This window comes from Rhizobium leguminosarum bv. viciae USDA 2370 (assembly GCF_002008365.1).
Lineage (GTDB): Bacteria > Pseudomonadota > Alphaproteobacteria > Rhizobiales > Rhizobiaceae > Rhizobium > Rhizobium leguminosarum.
This window is the reverse complement of record NZ_MRDL01000047.1, coordinates 378,551-397,953: the sequence shown is the minus strand read 5'-3', so window position 1 is coordinate 397,953 and position 19,403 is coordinate 378,551. Positions and strand designations below refer to the sequence as shown.

General features: G+C 61.3%; 20 protein-coding genes. 13 read left to right on the top strand and 7 right to left on the bottom strand.

The annotated features are described in order from the left end of the window. Nucleotides 1-46 precede the first annotated feature (46 nt). Both hdaA and BS629_RS25970 read right to left on the bottom strand, forming a co-directional pair. Entirely contained in the window at nucleotides 47-760 is a 714-nt protein-coding gene (gene hdaA, locus BS629_RS25975) for a DnaA regulatory inactivator HdaA (protein ID WP_018241492.1), read from the bottom strand. Further along, nucleotides 753-1,877: an AI-2E family transporter gene (locus BS629_RS25970; protein ID WP_018241491.1), complete on the bottom strand. Its 1,125-nt coding sequence runs from the start codon at nucleotides 1,875-1,877 to the stop codon at nucleotides 753-755. The genes hdaA and BS629_RS25970 overlap by 8 nt, the downstream gene beginning before the upstream one ends. A gap of 245 nt (nucleotides 1,878-2,122) precedes the next feature. Between BS629_RS25970 and purM the strand changes: the two genes are divergently transcribed. Together purM and purN are read left to right on the top strand one after the other, a co-directional pair. Then, on the top strand, nucleotides 2,123-3,196 hold the full coding sequence (gene purM / locus BS629_RS25965; protein WP_018241490.1) for a phosphoribosylformylglycinamidine cyclo-ligase: 1,074 nt from the start codon (nucleotides 2,123-2,125) through the stop codon (nucleotides 3,194-3,196). Continuing rightward, nucleotides 3,193-3,864: a phosphoribosylglycinamide formyltransferase gene (purN, locus tag BS629_RS25960; RefSeq protein WP_018241489.1), complete on the top strand. Its 672-nt coding sequence runs from the start codon at nucleotides 3,193-3,195 to the stop codon at nucleotides 3,862-3,864. The genes purM and purN overlap by 4 nt, the downstream gene beginning before the upstream one ends. Here purN and BS629_RS25955 read toward each other — a convergent pair. Next, nucleotides 3,861-5,030: an alpha-D-ribose 1-methylphosphonate 5-triphosphate diphosphatase gene (locus BS629_RS25955; RefSeq protein ID WP_018241488.1), complete on the bottom strand. Its 1,170-nt coding sequence runs from the start codon at nucleotides 5,028-5,030 to the stop codon at nucleotides 3,861-3,863. The genes purN and BS629_RS25955 overlap by 4 nt on opposite strands. Nucleotides 5,031-5,266: 236 nt before the next feature. Between BS629_RS25955 and BS629_RS25950 the strand changes: the two genes are divergently transcribed. Together BS629_RS25950 and BS629_RS25945 are read left to right on the top strand one after the other, a co-directional pair. Beyond that, nucleotides 5,267-5,887 (top strand): PadR family transcriptional regulator, encoded by a 621-nt coding sequence (locus tag BS629_RS25950; RefSeq protein WP_018241487.1) that lies wholly within the window; start codon nucleotides 5,267-5,269, stop codon nucleotides 5,885-5,887. Nucleotides 5,888-5,891: 4 nt separating this feature from the next. Further along, on the top strand, nucleotides 5,892-7,190 hold the full coding sequence (locus BS629_RS25945; RefSeq protein WP_018241486.1) for an FAD-dependent oxidoreductase: 1,299 nt from the start codon (nucleotides 5,892-5,894) through the stop codon (nucleotides 7,188-7,190). A 67-nt stretch (nucleotides 7,191-7,257) separates the two neighbouring features. Here the strand turns inward: BS629_RS25945 and BS629_RS25940 are convergent, their stop codons facing one another. Continuing rightward, nucleotides 7,258-7,848 carry an NUDIX domain-containing protein gene (locus tag BS629_RS25940; protein WP_018241485.1) on the bottom strand — a complete coding sequence of 197 codons (591 nt, stop codon included), beginning with the start codon at nucleotides 7,846-7,848 and terminating at the stop codon, nucleotides 7,258-7,260. Then, nucleotides 7,845-10,049: a molybdopterin oxidoreductase family protein gene (locus BS629_RS25935; RefSeq protein WP_018241484.1), complete on the bottom strand. Its 2,205-nt coding sequence runs from the start codon at nucleotides 10,047-10,049 to the stop codon at nucleotides 7,845-7,847. The genes BS629_RS25940 and BS629_RS25935 overlap by 4 nt, the downstream gene beginning before the upstream one ends. A 16-nt stretch (nucleotides 10,050-10,065) precedes the next feature. Here BS629_RS25935 and BS629_RS25930 point away from each other — a divergent pair, with 16 nt between their 5' ends. Further along, nucleotides 10,066-10,935, top strand: a complete 870-nt coding sequence (locus BS629_RS25930) for a 23S rRNA (adenine(2030)-N(6))-methyltransferase RlmJ (RefSeq protein ID WP_018241483.1) — start codon at nucleotides 10,066-10,068, stop codon at nucleotides 10,933-10,935. 62 nt (nucleotides 10,936-10,997) lie between these two features. After that, nucleotides 10,998-11,594, top strand: a complete 597-nt coding sequence (locus BS629_RS25925) for a glutathione S-transferase family protein (protein ID WP_018241482.1) — start codon at nucleotides 10,998-11,000, stop codon at nucleotides 11,592-11,594. Between the two features lie 77 nt (nucleotides 11,595-11,671). On the opposite strand, the gene BS629_RS25920 is transcribed toward BS629_RS25925, so the two are convergent. Further along, entirely contained in the window at nucleotides 11,672-12,307 is a 636-nt protein-coding gene (locus tag BS629_RS25920) for an outer membrane protein (protein ID WP_018241481.1), read from the bottom strand. A gap of 365 nt (nucleotides 12,308-12,672) precedes the next feature. On the opposite strand from BS629_RS25920, the gene BS629_RS25915 reads away from it, so the two are divergent. From BS629_RS25915 to BS629_RS25895, 5 genes are all read left to right on the top strand, one after another. Then, nucleotides 12,673-13,440 carry an SDR family oxidoreductase gene (locus BS629_RS25915; RefSeq protein ID WP_018241480.1) on the top strand — a complete coding sequence of 256 codons (768 nt, stop codon included), beginning with the start codon at nucleotides 12,673-12,675 and terminating at the stop codon, nucleotides 13,438-13,440. Further along, a complete protein-coding gene (gene uvrC / locus BS629_RS25910; protein WP_018241479.1) occupies nucleotides 13,437-15,479 on the top strand; it encodes an excinuclease ABC subunit UvrC in 2,043 nt (680 codons plus the stop codon). The genes BS629_RS25915 and uvrC overlap by 4 nt, the downstream gene beginning before the upstream one ends. Before the next feature lie 215 nt (nucleotides 15,480-15,694). Then, entirely contained in the window at nucleotides 15,695-16,285 is a 591-nt protein-coding gene (pgsA, locus tag BS629_RS25905; RefSeq protein WP_003547103.1) for a CDP-diacylglycerol--glycerol-3-phosphate 3-phosphatidyltransferase, read from the top strand. Continuing rightward, on the top strand, nucleotides 16,282-16,536 hold the full coding sequence (gene moaD / locus BS629_RS25900; RefSeq protein WP_017959832.1) for a molybdopterin converting factor subunit 1: 255 nt from the start codon (nucleotides 16,282-16,284) through the stop codon (nucleotides 16,534-16,536). Before pgsA ends, moaD begins: the two co-directional genes overlap by 4 nt. Nucleotides 16,537-16,794: 258 nt before the next feature. After that, nucleotides 16,795-17,256 carry a molybdenum cofactor biosynthesis protein MoaE gene (locus BS629_RS25895; RefSeq protein ID WP_018241478.1) on the top strand — a complete coding sequence of 154 codons (462 nt, stop codon included), beginning with the start codon at nucleotides 16,795-16,797 and terminating at the stop codon, nucleotides 17,254-17,256. Nucleotides 17,257-17,358: 102 nt separating this feature from the next. Here the strand turns inward: BS629_RS25895 and BS629_RS25890 are convergent, their stop codons facing one another. Next, nucleotides 17,359-18,255 (bottom strand): branched-chain amino acid ABC transporter permease, encoded by an 897-nt coding sequence (locus tag BS629_RS25890; RefSeq protein WP_018241477.1) that lies wholly within the window; start codon nucleotides 18,253-18,255, stop codon nucleotides 17,359-17,361. 65 nt (nucleotides 18,256-18,320) lie between these two features. Between BS629_RS25890 and BS629_RS25885 the strand changes: the two genes are divergently transcribed. Both BS629_RS25885 and BS629_RS25880 read left to right on the top strand, forming a co-directional pair. Beyond that, nucleotides 18,321-18,866, top strand: a complete 546-nt coding sequence (locus BS629_RS25885; protein ID WP_026188347.1) for a CGNR zinc finger domain-containing protein — start codon at nucleotides 18,321-18,323, stop codon at nucleotides 18,864-18,866. After that, nucleotides 18,863-19,366: a hypothetical protein gene (locus tag BS629_RS25880; protein WP_018241475.1), complete on the top strand. Its 504-nt coding sequence runs from the start codon at nucleotides 18,863-18,865 to the stop codon at nucleotides 19,364-19,366. The genes BS629_RS25885 and BS629_RS25880 overlap by 4 nt, the downstream gene beginning before the upstream one ends. The last annotated feature ends 37 nt before the right edge of the window (nucleotides 19,367-19,403 follow it).

Sequence of the window (19,403 nt, the reverse complement as noted above, 5' to 3'; positions counted from 1 at the left end):
AATCGCCAAAGGCAATTATATCAGTTTGACGACGGAACTGTGACAGTCAATCGGCCGGTTCCGAATTTCCCAATTCATTCAATACTTCGGCAGCAAGAGACCGGGTGATTTTGGTGCCTCGCGACAGGGCCAGCCGGTCAAGCCTTTCGACGATCGTCTGGGCCGCGTTCAGCGACCGCTCCATCCGGTTCACGATATAGAGCACGAGTTTGTCATCTATATAAAGCTGCCGGTCGGCGAAGAGCTTGACGATCACCTGCGACAACAGCGCCTCATCGGGTTCGCCGATCTCGACGACGGTTGCCGCTTTCAGGCGCGAGCGCAGATCGGGCAGCAAAACTGGCCACGACATCGGCCAGAGGCGGCTGGTGATCAACAGGCTGGTGCCGTTTTCGCGCACGCTGTTGATGACATGGAAGAGCGCGTTGTCGTCGAAGCCGAGGCGGTCGGCGTCCTCGAACAGCACCGGGCCGGCGGCGGCGGCAACCGCGGCGTCCGAGCCAAGCTCGGGATGGATGTCGACGGCGCCGCTCAATTCCCGCCAGATGCGGGCGAGATGTGATTTTCCCGAGCCGACGGGGCCGGCGAGCACGACAACCGGTGATGGCCATGCCGGCCAGGCATCGACGATCGAAACGGCGGCGGCAAGACGCTCCGAGATCAGGAGGTCGTCGCGCCCGCTTGCGGCATCGTGCGAAAAGACCAGCGGCAGCTGCTCTCCGGCTTTGCGCTTCGGATCAGCGTTCTTCACGTCATTCATTGGGAACTGATTTCGTCTTCCGGGCGCGGCCACTGAGCGACCCGCCAAAATAAAGATCACTCTGAAGGTAGCGTGAAAGCGCGAAACGAACAAGGACGCCGACGGCGGCGGCGGCCGGCACCGCGACCAGAAGCCCTACGAAACCGAAGAGCGCGCCGAAGGCAAAAAGCGCAAACATCAGCCAGACCGGATGCAGGCCGACGCTCGAGCCGACGAGCTTCGGCTGCAGAATGTTGCCTTCTAGGAACTGGCCACTGAAGAAGACGACGAGCACCAGGCCGATCCAGGGATAATCGGGCCAGAATTGCACAAGCGCCACGCCGATGGCGAGCACGAGGCCAACCATCGAGCCGACATAGGGAATGAAACTGATCATGCCGGCGAAGAGGCCGATCAGCAGGCCGAAATTCAGCCCGACAAGAGAAAGGCCGACGGCATAATAGATGCCGAGGATGAGGCAGAGCGAGCCCTGGCCGCGGATGAAACCGGCGATCGCCTGGTCGATCTCCTTGGCGATCTGGCGGACATCGCCGACATAGTCGCGCGGGATCCACTGGTCGACCTTGGCAACCATACGGTCCCAATCGAGCAGGATATAGAAGGCGACGACGGGGGTGACCACGAGCAGCGATATGACGTCGACGATCGCCTTGCCCGAATTCCAGATCTGCGCGAAGAGCCCGGTGAGGAAGCCCATGCCCTCCGACAGGATGCCGGAGAGATTGTCCTTGATCGTGCCCATCTGGTTCTCGACCCAGTCCGGCAGCAGCGAATTCTGCGCCTGCGTGATGAACTGCTGTAATTGGCTGATATAACCCGGCAGACGCTGAGCGAAATCGTTGAACTGGCTGATGAGCACCGGAATGAGGATCATCAGCGCCAGCGTGAAGACGATGACGAAGGCGACGAGAATGCCGATGGTCGCCATCATGCGGCTCAGACCCAGGCGTTCAAGCCGGTCAGCCACCGGATCAAGGAAATAGGCAATCGCCATGCCGGCGATGAAGGGCAGCAGGATCGAGCTGAAGACATAAAGGAAGACGATGAAGAAGACGAGCACTACCAGCCAGAAGAAAATCTGACGCTTGAGACTGTTGCCGCTGACATGCTGTGGCATCGCTTCCCCGCTGATCACTCGCCGCCGCCAAACGCCGCACCCGAACCGGAGCGGCCATTCAGCACATAGGATGCAGGCGCAAAGATGGTCAACCCTGTCGTGCCAAATCCCCGAAAGGCTGGAGGAAGACGCGGGAAATTGGGGGCTTTTGCCATGCAACGCTTGCATAAACGCCCCTGTCATGCAATTGCGACCGGCAGATGACGCGGCACGTTTGCCGCTTGAAATAGCCATCGGAGACCAGCATGAGCCAGTCTGGGAAAAACGGCCTGACATATAGCGATGCGGGCGTCGATATCGATGCCGGAAACCTCCTCGTCGAGAAGATCAAGCCGGCGGTGCGCTCGACGCGCCGTCCCGGCGCCGACGGCGAGATCGGCGGCTTCGGCGGGCTCTTCGACCTCAAGGCCGCAGGCTTTACCGATCCGGTTCTCGTCGCCGCCAATGACGGCGTCGGGACCAAGCTGAAGATCGCGATCGATGCCGACTATCACGACACCGTCGGCATCGACCTCGTCGCCATGTGCGTCAACGATCTCGTGGTGCAGGGCGCCGAGCCGCTGTTCTTCCTCGATTACTTCGCGACCGGCAAGCTCGACCCCGACCAGGGCGCGGCTATCGTCGGCGGCATTGCCGCCGGCTGCCGCGAGGCCGGCTGCGCGCTGATCGGCGGCGAAACGGCCGAGATGCCCGGTATGTATTCCTCCGGCGACTACGACCTCGCCGGCTTTGCCGTCGGTGCTGCCGAACGCGGCAAGCTCCTGCCATCAGGCGATATTGCCGAGGGTGACGTGATCCTCGGCCTTGCCTCCTCCGGCGTCCATTCCAACGGCTTTTCGCTGGTGCGCAAGATCGTCGAACTGTCCGGCCTCGACTGGAGCGCAGCCGCACCGTTTGCCGAAGGCCGGCTGCTCGGCGAAGCCCTGCTCGAGCCGACCCGCATCTATGTGAAGCCGCTTCTGAAGGCGATCCGTGAGACCGGCGCCATAAAGGCGCTGGCGCACATCACCGGCGGCGGTTTCCCGGAAAATATTCCGCGCGTCCTGCCGAAGCACCTGGCGGCCGAGATCGATCTTGACGCCGTCAAGGTTCCGCCGGTGTTTTCGTGGCTCGCCAAGACGGGCGGCGTCGAATCCAGAGAAATGCTGCGCACCTTCAACTGCGGCGTCGGCATGATCGCCGTCGTCGCCGCTGAGAACGTCGCGGCGGTTTCCGAGGCACTCGAAGCTGAGGGCGAGACTGTCATCACGCTCGGCCGCATGATCGTCCGCGACGAAGGCGCTGCCGGCACGGTCTACAAGGGTACGCTTGCCATATGAGCTCGCCGCGCAAACGCGCCGTCGTCTTCATATCAGGCAGCGGCTCCAACATGATGGCGCTGGTTGCGGCGGCGAAAGCAGCCGACTACCCGGCCGAGATCGTCGGGGTGATCTCCGATAAGGCGGATGCCGGCGGGCTTGCCAAGGCTGATGCCGAAGGCATTTCCACCTTCGCTTTTCCCCGCAAGGACTACGCCAGCAAGGATGCGCATGAGGCGGCGATCTTTTCGGCGCTCGACGAGCTTAAACCCGATATTCTCTGCCTGGCAGGCTACATGCGGCTGCTGACGGCGACATTCATCCAGCGTTACCAAGGCCGGATGCTCAACATCCACCCTTCCCTGCTGCCGCTATTTCCCGGCCTGCATACGCATCAGCGGGCGATCGACGCCGGCATGCGGATCGCCGGCTGCACGGTGCATTTCGTCACCGAAGGCATGGATGAGGGGCCGGTGATCGGCCAGGCGGCTGTGCCGGTTCTCTTGGGCGATACGGCCGAAAGCCTTGCCGCGCGCGTGCTCACCATCGAACACCAGATCTATCCGCAGGCCTTGCGGCTGTTTGCCGAAGGTCGAGTGGCGATGGAAGGCGGCAAAGCCGTCGGCGCGGAGGCCGCGACCGCCGCACCCAAGGCTCAACTGATTTCGCTCATCGGCGACCGAGCTTAAGCCGCCAAAGCCCTTAACGGATGGAGGGTGCCGTCGCTGTAGACGAAGCGACCGGCGCGGAAGGTGGCGCGGATGCGATTGATATCGCCCGGCTCGACCACGACGAGATCGGCGCGCTGGCCGACGGCGATCTCGCCGCGATCCGACAGGCCGGCGGAACGGGCCGCATTGCCGGTCGCCATGGCAACGGCTGCCGGCAGGCCGCCTTCCACCATGTCGGCAAGCTTGAAGATGCCGGGCACGAAGGCAGCCGGATGGTAATCGGCGGCGATGACGCTGAGCAGCCCGGCCTTGGCGGCGTCGAGCGCGCTGAGATTGCCCGACATAGACTGGCCGCGCAGCGCGTTCGGCGCACCCATCAGCGTCCAGAGACCGCGGCGGCGCGCCTCTTCCGCTGCAGCTGCGGTGACGGGAAACTCGCTGATGGTGACGCCAAGATCGTGCATCTCGGCGACTTTTTCGACGCTGTCATCGTCATGTGAGGCAAGCGACAGCTTGTGCCTCAGCGACAGCGCGACGATCTCCTTCAGCTTGGCCTCGATGTCCGGATTGTTGCGCATGGCGATGCGCTTGGCGACGATCTCCGCGGCCATGTCCTCGGAGATGGCGCGGCGCTCGGAAATGCTGAGGATGTAGCTCTGCAGGTTGTTGTACTGGCCCTGGCCCGGCGTGTGGTCGGTCAGGGAGACCATGTCGATCTGGTCGGCATTCAGCAGGCGCTCAAGCGCGGGAGCTGCCCCGACATTGGTGATTTCGTAACGGGCGTGAACGCGGTGATCGATCAGCAGATCATCCCGCAAGCGATTGATGCCCTCGATCACTGCGGAGGTGGTCTCCAGCGAACGGACATGGCCGTAGACGCTCTCGGTCGCAAAGGAGACGGCGGCGAACGCCGTCGTGACACCGGCGGCGGCAAGCTTCTTGTCGAGTTCGTGGATGCCGAAATCGATCGGCATCGTCGCGTTTGGCCGTGGGGCGATCTCGCGCTCGATCATGTCGCCGTGCAGATCGACGAATCCGGGCATCAGCAGCCGCCCGCCGCCATCGATGGCAGCACCGGCGACCGGCTCCGGCCTGATCTCGGCGATGGCGCCATCCTCAACACGCACGGAACCTTCACTCACCACCTCGTTTGGGAGAACGAGGGTGAAATTGCTGAGCCACATGGGCTTTCTCCTGACCGCATCCGAGATTGACAAACCGCAGCGGATAGAACCGCTTCGTGACAGTCGTATGAAATTTCCAACGTTGTCACCTTAAAGCTGAAACTTGCGCTTTGGAATTGGTTGGATGCGCTCGCCCCTCGGATTCACGGCCATAGATCCAGCCGGCGCCTGTCCAGGAGCCAACGCCCCTGGTTACCGCGTTGACTAGTTATAAAATAACTAGTAACACTATTACTATGAAAACGATCAAACGCTCTCCAATCGCGCTCGCCGTCCTTGCAATGCTCATGGAAGAACCGCTGCATCCGTACCGAATGCAGCGACTCATCAAGGAGCGCGGCAAGGACGAGGTGATCAATGTCACGCAGAGGGCGAGCCTTTATCAAACAATCCAGCGGCTCGAACGCGAGGGTTTGATCACCCCGCAGAAAACAGTTCGGGATGACAAGCGTCCCGAGCGGACCGTGTACGAGATAACCGAGAAGGGCCGCGAGATCGCGCTGGAATGGATGCGGGCGATATTGTCGACCTTAACGCGGGAATATCCGGAATTCCCCGCAGCCATGTCATTTCTTCCTCTGCTTACGCCTGATGATGTGGCGAGCCAGCTTGAGCTCAGAGCAAAAGCCATCGAGTCAGAACTTCGCCGGATAGACGAAGTCCTGCAGGAAGCGCAGGCCGTTCCAAGGCTCTTCCTTCTCGAGATGGAATATCTCCGAGTGCTTCACGCAACCGAATTGTCCTGGGTCAACAGCGTTGTCGGGGACCTCAGCGCCCAGCGCATTACCTGGACACAGGAGTGGCTGAGGCAGATCGCCGCCAAGTTCTCCATCGACCCCAAACTCGACCAGGATTAGCACCATGAAGGTTTTGATTATCGGCGCCGGGACTGGCGGTCTAGCACTCGCACATCTGCTTAAGCAGGCTGGGGTTTGCATAGCGGTGTATGAGCGCGACCTTGCGCCGAACACCAACAGCGGTGGTTATCGCGTTGGCATCAGCCCGGCTGGAAGCCGAGCGCTGAAAGCCTGTATCCCCGGTGAACTCTACGATCTCTATGTCGCCACCTGCGCCAGGTCGCCGCGCTATTTCAACATGCTCACTGAACAGCTGGGCGAAGTGCTGAGCTTCGATATCGATGATGCAGGCCCGAACGCTCTCGACGATGAAAGGAATGTTATTCGAAAGACGCTGAGGCGGGTTCTGCTCAGGGGACTTGAAGATGACGTCTTCTTCGGGAAAGCGCTTCAAGGTTACTCAAATAACGCCGACGGGTCGGTCACCGCCAGCTTTCAGGATGGAAGCCTCGCGACGGGAGATGTGCTGGTGGGCGCTGACGGCACGAACTCCGCGGTACGCAGGCAACGCTTGCCGGAAGCGCGTTTGGAAGACACCGGAATCGTATCGCTCGGGGGCAAAATTCCTATGACGGTCGAGACGAAAGCTCTGCTGTCGGACAAAATGTTCAAAGGCATGTCGCTGATTATGGCACCGATGGGCTTCGGCGCAATCATTCACTCGCTCGAGTTCGTCGACAGCCGAAGCGACCCTAGTGTCGCTGCTCGTTGGCCGGATTTCGTCGAGGCACTCGACGAGGACAGCATCGGCTGGGGCATATGGGGCGCTCGGCAGAATTGCCCGCGGGATCCGGCCGGCCTGAGCGGCGAACAATTGAGAGAGCTGGGGCTGGAGCTCGCTCGGGACTGGCATCCGCATTTGCGTACTCTGATCCGCATGACGGAGCCGTCGACGATCCGCGATATCAAGGTGAGGACCTCGGTCCCGCTGACGCCTTGGACGAGTTCGAATGTCACTTTGCTCGGTGACGCCGTCCATACGATGACACCCGGACGAGGCGCGGGCGCCAATACAGCGCTTCGCGACGCCGCTCTGCTTGGACGCATGCTGGTCGAAGCGGACCAGGGACGAAAGCCGCTCGTCGAAGCCATACATGCCTACGAAGTCGAGATGCTTCGCTACAGTACCGAAGCAGTCCGAGAATCGAAAAAGCAGATGGATGCCGGCGATCTGGCCCATCGGCCGATTGTCGGCAGACTTCAGCTCGCTGTCATGCGCGGCGTGATGCGCATCATCAACGCGATGCCTGCACTCAAGCGGCGCGCCTTTCGGCAGATGATGCGAGTTCGCGGGGAAAACTAAGACGGTCGCGGATCATCTCGATCCGCCCGAGGCAACTTGACGAACCAGGCCTCCATCGCCCTGCCCGCTATCGAAGTTTGCCCCTGTTCAACAGTGCCCACTGTAGAAGCACGATCGTTTTGGCGTCGAAGATCTCGCCGGTTTCGATCATCGCCGCAGCCTCGTCGAGCGGGGTTTCGAGGACCTCGATATCCTCGTGTTCCTCGTCCAGACCGCCGCCTTCCGCCACGCGGTCGGCAGTGTCGATGAGGGCTGCGAAGAAGTGGACGACTTCGGTGATGGCACCCGGCGAGGTATAGGACTTGAACAGGAAGCGCGCATCGCGCAGGCGATAGCCGGTCTCCTCCATCGCCTCGCGACGGATCGCCGCTTCGGGATGGTCATCGTCGAGAAGGCCGGCCGGCACCTCGATCATCCAGGCGGGATCGCCGTTGAGATGGACGGCAAGGCGGAACTGGCGGACGAGAACGACGAGGTCGCGCTTGGGATCATAAAGCAGGATGCAGGCAGCGGGCGTGCGGTGATAGATCTCCCGCTTCAGCCCTTGGGTTGCGCCCTTGCGGTCGATATAGTCGAGCAGATAGCTGCTCAGCCGCGTCCACCCATTCGACAGTGTTTCTTCGCTGACGATCTTCACCCGGGATTTCGGCTGCATCATGCTGGGTCCCTGCGAAGCCAGACCTTGTTGTCGTGCACGGCGGCCCCACCATAGGGCGCGACAGGGTCGGCGCCAGTCAAGACATTGATACCCTCGCCGTCGACATGCGCCTTGTTTGGCCAAAGCCCCTCGGCGATCAGCACGCCGGATTTCACCTCGGTGGTGACGCGGGCGTGAATGCGCAGATCGCCGCGGCTATTGCCGATGCGGACGAGATCGCCATGGGCGATACCGTTGGCTTCGGCGTCGGCTGGATTGACCATCACTTCAGGGCGGCCCTCCTTCTGGCGAGAGGTCTTGGTCTCGGAGAAGCTCGAATTCAGGAAGTTGCGCGCCGGCGACGTGGCGAGCCGGAAGGGATGCTCGGGATCGGCGACTTCGATGACATCGACCTGATCCGGGAAGGGCGGAAGTTCGGCATGTGGCCCGAGCGCGCCGATAGAAACCGGCGGCTTGTTGGGAGCCGGCTGATTGATCCAGTCCGGGCGGAAATGGAACTTGCCATCCGGATGGGCAAAGCCGTTCAGATAATGCGCCTCCTCGAAAACGGGCTGGCGATCGAACCATTTGTATTCGAGGAAATGGTCGTAATCCGGCAAGCCACTCGATTCGAGAATGCGGTCGACCATTTCGCGGGCAGTGAAGCCGAAGCCGGGGCGATCGGCGACACCGAGGCGTTTGGCCAGTTCCTCGATGACGAAGAGATTGGTGCGCACGGTTGGCGGCGGCTCGACCAGCTTCGGCCCCAGCAGGATATGGTTCTGGCCGCCGGCCCGGTAGATGTCATCGTGCTCGACGAACATCGTTGCCGGGATGACGATATCGGCGACCTCGGCCGTCTCGGTCATGAACTGCTCGTGGACGGCAACGAAAAGATCGTCGCGGGCAAAGCCGCGTCTGACGAGGCGCTGCTCGGGCGCGATGTTTGCGGGATTGGTGTTCTGGATCAGCATTGCCGTCACCGGGCCGCGATGGCGTAGCGCCACCGGATCGCCGGTCAGGACGCGGCCGATCTGCGACTGATCGAGCATGCGGATATCGGCATCCTTCATCGACCGGCCGGTCAGTTCGGCGCTGTTCATGCGGAAGATGTCGCTGTTCGAATGGAAGGCACCGCCGCCCTCATATTGCCAGGAGCCGAGAACGGTGGCGATCGAGGCAGCCGCATGCATGGCGACCGCGCCGTTGCGCTGGCGAGTGAAACCATAACCCAGGCGGAAGAAGGTTTTCTTCGTCGTGCCGACGAGGCTGGCAAAGGCTTCGATCTCCTCGACAGAAAGGCCGGTGATGGCAGCGGCCCATTGCGGCGTCTTGGTTTTCAGATGCGCCTCGAGACCGGCGGGATCATCGGCATATCTCGCCATGTATTCACAGTCGGCGTAACCGTCGCGGAAAGCGATGTGCATGACGGCGCAGGCGAGTGCGGCATCGGTGCCCGGTTTGACGATCAGCGCCATGTCGGCCTGCTTCATCGTCGGATTATCGTAGATGTCGATGACGACGATCTTCGCGCCGCGCTCCTTGCGCGACTTGATGGCGTGGGTCATCACGTTGACCTGCGTCGAGACCGCGTTGGTGCCCCAGATGACGACGCAATCGGTGCGGCCCATCTCGCGCGGATCGGGACCGCGCAGCGTGCCAGTCGCCATGGTGAAGCCGGTCCAGGCGGGGTTGGTACAGATCGAGGAGAAGAAGCCGGAGTAACGCTTGGCATGACGCAGGCGATCGATGGAATCGCGCTGCACCCAGCCCATGGTGCCGGCGTAGAAATAGGGCCAGATCGCCTCGCTGCCGTCCCTTGCCTCGGCCTTCACAAAGGCTTCGGCGATCTCATCCAGCGCATCGTCCCAGGAAATCTGCTGCCACTGCCCTGCCCCTTTGGCGCCGGCGCGGCGTAGAGGATGCATTAGGCGGTCGGGATGGTAGAGCCGCTCGGCGTAGCGGGCGACCTTGGCGCAGATGACGCCGGACGTGTAAGAATGGTCATTGGCGCCGCGCACACGGCCGATGCGGCCATCCTCCGATATATCGACCTCCAGCGCGCAGGTGGAGGGACAGTCATGCGGACAAGCGGTGTGGCCCACCCTTTTGTCCGGCTTGGATGATTTGGCGTGGATGGGGGTCGCAATGTTCATGGCATTTGTATATTCCAAGGCTTGCACGGCCAAAAGCCACAAAAATTCCCCATGACGCGAATTCATACGGACATCAGCAAAAATGAACTACCGCCACATCTATCACGCGGGCAACTTTGCCGATGTGCTGAAACATGCCGTGCTGACGCGGCTGATCCGCTACATGCAAAAGAAGGATGGCGGATTCCGCGTGCTCGACACGCATGCCGGCATCGGGCTCTACGACCTTTCCTCCGAAGAAGCGCAGAAAACCGGCGAATGGGTCGATGGCATCGGCAAGCTGATGGAGGCAGACCTCGGCCCTCAGGTTTCCGAACTGCTGGAGCCCTACCTCTCGGCAATCCGCGAACTCAATCCTGAGGGCGGCATCCGTTTCTATCCCGGATCGCCGAAACTTGCGCGCATGCTGTTCCGGCCGCAGGACCGGCTGTCGGCGATGGAACTGCATCCCGAGGACTACGTCAGGCTGCACCGGCTGTTCGAGGGCGATCACCATGCCCGCATCACCGAGCTCGACGGCTGGCTGGCGCTCGGCGCGCATCTGCCGCCGAAAGAGAAGCGCGGCATCGTGCTCGTCGATCCGCCCTTCGAGGAAGAGGACGAATATCAGCGCCTGGCCGAGGGGCTGGAAAAGGCCTATCGGCGCTTTCCCGGCGGCACCTATTGCCTGTGGTATCCGCTGAAGAAGGGCGCGCCGATCAAGGAATTCCACGAGACGCTGCAGGCCCTCGACATCCCGAAAATGCTCTGCGCCGAACTCACGGTTCGCAGCGACCGCGGCATTACGGGACTGACGGGCTCAGGCCTCGTCATCGTCAACCCACCTTTCACGCTGAAGGACGAGTTGCACCAATTGCTGCCCGCATTGAAGGACCATCTGGCGCAAGACCGTTTCGCCTCGCACCGTGCCTTCTGGCTGCGCGGAGAGAACAAGGCCGTCAAGGACGATTGACCGCTTAAGCTGCTTGCGGAATAGTCCGCGCCGCAGCTCCACAATCTCATCAGGTGTCCCCCATGAAGCTCCTTTGTTCGCCCGCCTCGCCCTATTCCAACAAGGTGCGGATGGCCGCGCATTTTCTGAGCCTGGAGTTGAACGCCATTCGGGTCGACACCAATACCGCACCGGCAATCCTGGTGGACAATAATCCGCTCGGCAAGATCCCGACGCTTCTGACCGATGACGAGGTCTCGATATACGACAGCGTGGCGATCATGCATTATTTCGACCGGCTGACGAAGGGCGGGCTCTACCCTTCCAAGAAGGGCAAGCGCACGGATGCGGAAATCCTCGAGGCGCTCTGCGACGGCATCTGCGATTGCCTGCTGGCGATCGTCTACGAGCGGCGCTTCCGCGACGAGGAAAAGGTTCACCAGCCGTGGATCGACCGGCAATGGAAGAAGGCGACGAGCGGTCTCGCTCATCTCAGCGCCAATCCGCCGAAGCTCGGCAAAAAGCTCAACGGCGGACATTTTGCACTGGCGGCCACGCTTGATTATCTCGAGTTGCGCTTCAAGGACCAGTGGGAAGCCGATCATGCGCCGCTGACTGACTGGCTGCGGCAGTTCGACAAGAAATTCCCTGCCCATAGCGAGCTCAAGTCCCAGGGCTGAGCGCTTCAGAACAATGAGCAGACAGCAAAAAGCCGGGCGACGTGCCCGGCTTCTTTATGTCAGTATGTTCAGTCGGCTTAGAACTTGACGCCGATACCGAGCTTGACGCTGTTCTCGTCGTAACCGCGCGAGAAGCTGCCGGAGTCGAGGTCGTAGTCCTTGCTCTGGTAGTCGGTGTAGCGATATTCCAGGCGCGTCGTGATGTTGTTGGTCACGAAGGCTTCGACGCCGGCGCCGACCGTATAGCCATAGTTCGTCTTGCTTTCGTCCGAGGTGTCGTCGGAAACCTTGACGTCGCCGATGGCAAGACCGGCCGTGCCGTAGAGCAGGAAGGGGTTCATGTCGTAGCCGACGCGGCCACGGACGGAGCCGTTCCAGCCATACTTGTTCTTGACGCCGCCTGAGGAGACGTCGTCGCCGCTGTAGCCGAGATCGGATTCAACGCCGTAAACGATCTGGCCCTGCTGCCAGTTGTAGCCGGTGAAGACCTGGCCGCCGAAACCATAGGTGTGACGGTCGGAACCGAAGTCACCCATGTTGTAGGTGCCAGCGCCGCCGAGATAAAAGCCTTCCCAGTTGCCTGCCGGCTTGACTGGAGCGTCCTGGGCGACCGGTGCTTCCGGAACCTGGTCGACGGCATCGGCCGCCTGAGCTGCCGAGACGCCCGCAATTGCAAAAACGGAGGCCATGAGGCCAGCAATGAGTACACGCATACTTAGTCTCCTTTCAGTCCCGCGCCGCTTGTCATCTGTCTATCAGTGAAGCATTGGCGGGATATTGCCAGATGTCCCTTCCGGATCGAGACTGAAATTGGAACTCAAATGCGGATTTGAAAGAGCCAAATTGTGATATCATTGTGGCTGCCGCATGGCTGAAATTCGATGTTGCTTTGGCGCAACATACACTTCATTAACCCTACTGAAGTGTTAAACTGAAAATACTTATTTTAAGAAATCGTATTCTTAAATAATACATAGAATATCCGGCTCCCGGACGCAACCGCAACGGCCTATTTATATAATCTCCGTCGGCCCCTATATAGTCTGCAGACAGACTCGCGGGATCAGAAGGCAAGATTTTGAACCACAAAAGACTTCGCTCGGCCCTTATAACAGGGGCTGCTAAAAGAATAGGCCGGGCAATCGCCGAAGACCTTGCTGCAAATGGCTTTTCCGTTGCGATCCACGCGAACGGCTCCATCGGTGAGGCCGAAGAGCTGGTGGCGGAATTGCGGCGAAAGGGATATCGGGCGACCGCCCTGCAGGCCGACCTCACCGATATCGGCGAAACAGCCGCCTTGGTCGCGAAGGCGTCGGAAGCGCTCGGGCCGCTCGATCTGCTCGTCAATAATGCGTCGGTCTTCCAGCATGATTCAGCGCGTAGTTTCAATGCCGCCACCTGGGCATTGCACTTCGACCTGCATGTACGTGCGCCCTCTATCCTTGCGGCCGCCTTCGCGCAGCAGATGCCCGCTGAGGCATCGGGGCAGATCGTCAATATCATCGACCAGCGGGTTTGGGCGCTGAGGCCCAGCTTCTATTCCTATACCCTCTCCAAATCCGCGCTGTGGACGGCGACGCAGACGCTTGCACAGGCATTGGCGCCACGCATCCGCGTCAATGCCATCGGCCCCGGCCCCTCGATGCCGAGCGAGCGGCAGGCGATGGAGGACTTCCAAGCGCAGGTCTCAGCCCTTATCTTGCAGCGAGGGCCGGCGCTGGAGGAATTCGGACAAACGATTCGCTTCCTTTACGACACGCCCTCGATCACCGGCCAGATGATTGCCCTCGACGGCGGCCAGCACCTCGCCTGGCAGACGCCCGATGTGGCGGAGATTACGGAATGAACGGACGAAAGCTGCCGGATGGCGGCGTTCTCTACGACGAGACGGATGAGAGCGAAGACGATATCGAAGTGGAAGGCGACGTTTCCGCCGCCGCCCCGCTTGCGGCGACGGTCGACTGGAATGCGGGCAGCCTCAATGAAACCGGGCTCATCGGCGCGGAACTGATCGGCGAATTCGTCAAGCGGCTTCCCAACAGTCCCGGCGTCTACCGCATGTTCAATGCCGAGGGCGACGTGCTCTATGTCGGCAAGGCGCGCAGCCTGAAGAAGCGCGTCAACAATTACGCCGTCGGCCGGGTGCATTCCAACCGCATCGCCCAGATGGTGCGCCAGACAGCCAATATGGAATTCGTGACGACGCGCACGGAAACCGAAGCGCTGCTTCTGGAAGCGAATCTGATCAAGCGCTTGCGGCCGCGCTTTAACGTGCTTTTGCGCGACGACAAGTCCTTTCCCTATATCCTCATCACCGGCGACCACCGGGCGCCGGCGATCTTCAAGCATCGCGGCGCAAGGGCGCGAAAGGGCGACTATTTCGGACCTTTCGCTTCGGCAGGCGCGGTCGGGCGCACGATCAATTCGCTGCAGCGCGCCTTCCTGATCCGCACCTGCACCGACAGCGTCTTCGAAACGCGCACACGACCCTGCCTGCTCTACCAGATCAAGCGCTGTTCGGGGCCGTGCACCCACGAGGTCAGCGATGGGGGTTACGGCGAACTGGTGCAGGAGGCGAAGGACTTCCTGTCCGGCAAAAGCCAGAAGGTGAAGTCGCATATGGCCGAGGCCATGAACCAAGCGGCCGAGGACCTCGACTTCGAGCGGGCGGCGATCTATCGCGATCGCCTGGCCGCACTTTCGCATGTGCAGAGCCACCAGGGCATTAATCCGGCCGGCGTCGAGGAGGCTGACGTATTCGCCATCCACCATGAGGGCGGCATCTCCTGCATCCAGGTGTTCTTCTTCCGCACCGGCCAGAACTGGGGCAACCGCGCCTATTTCCCAAAGGCCGACCCGCAGCTTTCCGGCGCCGAAGTGCTGAATTCCTTCCTGGCGCAGTTCTACGACGACAAGCCGGTGCCGAAGCAGATCATGCTGTCGCAGACGGTCGAGGAGCTGGAGCTGCTCGCGGCAGCGCTCAGCGAAAAGGCCGGCCACAAGGTTTCCATCCTCGTGCCGCAGCGCGGCGAAAAGCGCGATCTGGTCGACCATGTCGTCGGCAATGCGCGCGAGGCGCATGGGCGAAAGCTTGCCGAGACGGCGTCGCAGTCGCGGCTGCTCGAAGGTTTCAAGGAAACGTTCGGGCTTACCTATGCACCGCAGCGCATCGAGATCTACGACAACTCGCATATCATGGGCACCAATGCCGTCGGCGGCATGGTGGTCGCGGGGCCGGAAGGTTTCGTCAAGAACCAGTACCGCAAGTTCAACATCAAATCGACCGACATCACGCCCGGCGACGACTTCGGCATGATGAAGGAGGTGATGACGCGGCGTTTCTCGCGGCTGATCAAGGAGGAAGGCATTCCTGACCGGACGGCGCAGACGGCCACTCCCGATGCAGCCGACATGCCCTTCCCCACCTGGCCCGATGTGATCCTCATCGACGGCGGCCAGGGTCAGATGACAGCGGTGCGCGCCATCCTTGCCGAACTCGGCATCACCGACAGCGTGACGGCGATCGGCATCGCCAAGGGCGTCGACCGGGACGCCGGGCGCGAACGCTTCTTCCCGCCGGGACGCGAGAGCTTCACGCTGCCGCCGCGCGATCCGGTGCTCTATTTTATCCAGCGCATGCGCGACGAGGCGCACCGTTTCGCGATCGGCTCGCATCGGGCACGGCGCAAGAAGGAAATGATCAAGAACCCGCTCGACGAGATCGGCGGCATCGGGCCATCGCGCAAACGCGCGCTGCTCCAGCATTTCGGCACGGCAAAGGCGGTTTCGCGCGCAGCCCTGTCCGACCTGATGGCGGTGGAAGGCATCTCGGAAGCCGTCGCCAAGCAGGTCTATAACCATTTCCACGACGACGCCGCGAAATAACCGGCGTCCGTCGCAAATTCCACGCAAAGGCGGTGAAAAGACAGAAAGAATGTTGACGGTCCGCAGCCAAAGCCGTCATCTACCGCATCGGCCCGAAAATCGGAATCGACTTTCGGAAAGCTCGATGCGGATATTCTAAAGTGTTACAGCGTCCTTTGCGCGCCTGAAAAGACGTGCGGCGCTGTAGCGGCGCATCAATTCAGAGAAACGATCCCATGGCATCGCGTGCGTACAGCATTCCCAATCTTCTGACCTACGGCCGTATCCTCGCCGTGCCGCTGATCGTTCTCTGCTTCTTCATCGAGGGCAGGCTGTCGATCAGCAACACGGCGCGTTGGGTGGCGCTGTGGATCTTCGTCATCGCCTCGCTCACCGATTTCCTCGACGGCTATCTCGCGCGCATCTGGAACCAGACGTCGAATATCGGCCGCATGCTCGATCCGATCGCAGATAAGCTGTTGGTCGCTTCGATCCTTCTTCTCGTCGCGGCCGACCAGACCATCGCCGGCTGGTCGATCTGGGCGGCGATCACCATTCTCTGCCGCGAGATCCTGGTTTCGGGCTTGCGCGAATATCTGGCGGCGCTGAAGGTCAGCGTACCGGTGACGCGGATCGCCAAGTGGAAGACGACGCTGCAGCTCGTCGCCATCGCCTTCCTGCTCGCCGGCCCGGCCGGAGACGAAATTTTCCCCTATACGACGCAGACGGGCATTGCGCTGCTGTGGATCGCGGCGCTGCTGACCATCTATACCGGCTACGACTATTTCCGCGCCGGCGTGAAACATATCGTGGATGACGAGGAATGACGCGGCTTGTCTATTTCGCCTGGGTGCGCGAGCGCATCGGCAAGGGCGAGGAGGAGATTGACCTCCCCTCCTCCGTCGTCACCGTCGCCGATCTCTTGAATCATTTGAAGACGCTGGGTGAAGAATATGAGACCGCACTTCAATATCCCGACGTGATCCGCGTGGCGCTCGACATGGAGCATGTCGAACATGACGAGCCGATATCAGGGGCGCGCGAGATCGGGATCTTTCCGCCGATGACGGGGGGATGAGGCAGTGATGGTGGTGCCACATCACCCCCCTCTGCCCTGCCGGGCATCTCCCCCACAAGGAGGGAGATTGGCTGGGCGCACGGGTTTCCTCCAACAATCGACATTTCAGCCCGGCGAAACGGTACGTGGGCAGGAAGAGCGCGCCACTTGTGATCTCCCCACCTGTGGGGGAGATGCCCGGCAGGGCAGAGGGGGGCTTCCGCGGCACAGCCTTTCGGCATTCTTTGCAGCAACATCAAAGCAGCGGAGGATTTCGCTGTGACCGTCACTCCCACCATCCGCGTCCAGCGCGAAGACTTCGACCTGCAGGCCGAGGTCGATCTGCTTTCCAAAGGCAAATCCGGCATCGGCGCCGTCGTCACCTTTTCCGGCCTCTGCCGCGATGAAGGCGGCACGCTTGCAGCCCTCGAACTCGAGCATTATCCCGGCATGGCCGAAGCAGAGATGCGGCGCATCGGCGATCTTGCCATCGCGCGTTTCGGACTTCTCGGCCTCACCGCCATCCACCGTTACGGGAGGATCGCCGCCGGCGAGAATATCGTGCTCATCGTCGCAACCGCACCGCATCGGCAGGCGGCGTTCGACGGCGCCAATTTCGTCATGGATTTCCTGAAGACTGCAGCCCCCTTCTGGAAGAAGGAGCACGCTAGGGATGGCGCCACCGGCGACTGGGTCGCGGCGAAAGACGCCGACGACGCGGCGCGCGACAAGTGGAAGTAAATTAGCGCATTTCCTGATTTATCCGAGTGACGGAAATGCTCCACCTTTTTGTTTCACGCAATTCCAGACGCAAAACCGCTGCGCACTTTTACTGGAATTGCTTCAGAGAACCACGCGCTCCCTGCGGCTCATGACCAAGAGCAGGACGAGCAGCGAGAAGATGACGAGATCCCGCCAGACGAAGGGGCCGTAGGCGCCCCACATGGTTTCGACGACGGCAAGCCCGGCGGCGCCGCCTGCCGAGCGCAATGGATCGGAATAGCCGCCGACAGCTGCGATCAGCAGCACCTTCAGCCCGAACATCAGGCCGGCGCCGAAATCCATCGAGCCGTAATAGAAGGTGGCGAGGATGCCGCAGATAGTGGCGACGAGGGCGGCGGCCGCATAGGCGACGAGGAAGACGCGGTCGGCGCTGGTGCCGCAGAGCTCGGCGGCCAGCGGATCATCAGTGACGGCGCGCCAGATGCGGCCCCAGCCCGTGCGCCTGAGGATCAGCGTACCCACAGCGACAATGGCGCACATCAGCGCCGTGTTGATCAGCTGGATATGGGTGAGCGTCACTTTGAACAGGCCGTCGCTCCAGAAGACGACCGTTTCGTTCAGAAATGGCGGCAGCCAGATGGCGCGGGTATTGGCGGCAAGCCGGGCGGTCTCCATCAGCACGATCATGATGCCGAGGGCAGCGACGATGACCGTATTCGGCGATTTATTGACCAGCGGCAGCATGATCGAACGGCCGATCCATAGGCCCGCCGCCAGCGAATAGACGATGGAAGCGCAGGCACCGACGGCAAGTGCCGCCGGCAGCACCAGCCAAAACCTGACATAGGCGAGTTCGCTGAAGAGCAGCAGGATCTGGCCCGCGAAGGCGAAGATCGCCCCATAGGTGATGTCAGCCCGCTTCGTCACACCGAAGGCTACGGCATAACCGAAGGCGAGCGCGGCATAGAGAGCAGCGAGCGGAACCGCATTCGCCAGTTGCTGCAGAAGATAGGCCATTCCAGACACTCCGCGTCACCAAAATTATAACTGGTAAAACCTATTTCGCTAGTTATAATTTCATGATGAGCTTTTCCTGGACCCCTCACCGCTTTGCCGGCGGCGCGCTGGCGCTCGATGTCGTCAACAGCGTGGTTCTGCGCCACGATGCAACGCGGCGGATCGACCGCTTCGCGGACAGGGACCAGATGCGGAGCTTTCCGCGCGCCGCTGCCGAATTCTGCGCCGAGCGCGCCCTCTTCGGCGACATCGCGCCGGTGGCCAGGGAAAACGAGGCGGATTTCATCGCGCTGCGGGAAGCAATCGACCTCTATTTCCGCAAGCGTATACTGAATGGCGGCGACGACCAATTGCTGGCCAGCCTGCTGGAGGCGCTGGCGAAGGTGTTGCGCGAAGCAAGCCCTGGCAGCGTGGCCGCGGCGACCGCCCATTCGGCGCTGCGGCTGATCGCCATGCCTGATCCCCAACGCATGAAGATCTGCGGCAATTGCGGCTGGCTGTTCATCGACCGCAGCAAGAACAGGAGCCGAGCCTGGTGCGACATGGCGGTCTGCGGCAACCGCGCCAAGGCGAACCGTCACTATCGCCGCAAGAAGGAGGAGACGCCATGAGGAAATATATGATCGTAACGGTGGCAGCAGCCGGCCTTCTGCTTGCCGGCTGTCAACGCCAGGCTGAAAACCTGGTCGAGGTCACCGGCCATCTCTTCGTCTTCAACTATCGGGTGGCCAGCGCCACCTATCTGCTGACGCTGAAGAAGACAGGGCCTATCCCCGACGGTTCTGTCATCATCGCCGAATTCGAAAATCCTGAAGGCGGCGATCCGCTGGTGCTGAACCAGAAAATCTACCCGATCGACGACAAGATCGCGCTGCAGAGCGAAAAACTGCACTGCGTGCGCAAGGACCGCCCCTATTCCGTGAGTGTCCGGCTGGTCGACAAGGACGGCAAGGTGCTGCAGGAATTGAAGACGCAGTTCCGGTCCGACCTCGACCAGACCGTCCTGCCGAGCAAGCCGCTCGTCCTCGGCGCGCTTTATGAAAAGAACCCGGAGGTCTTCAAGCCTGACGGCAGCGTCGATTTCTCGAACACCGACAAATGCCCGGCATAGAGAAGTGCATAGAAAAAGCCGGAGCAAGGCCCCGGCT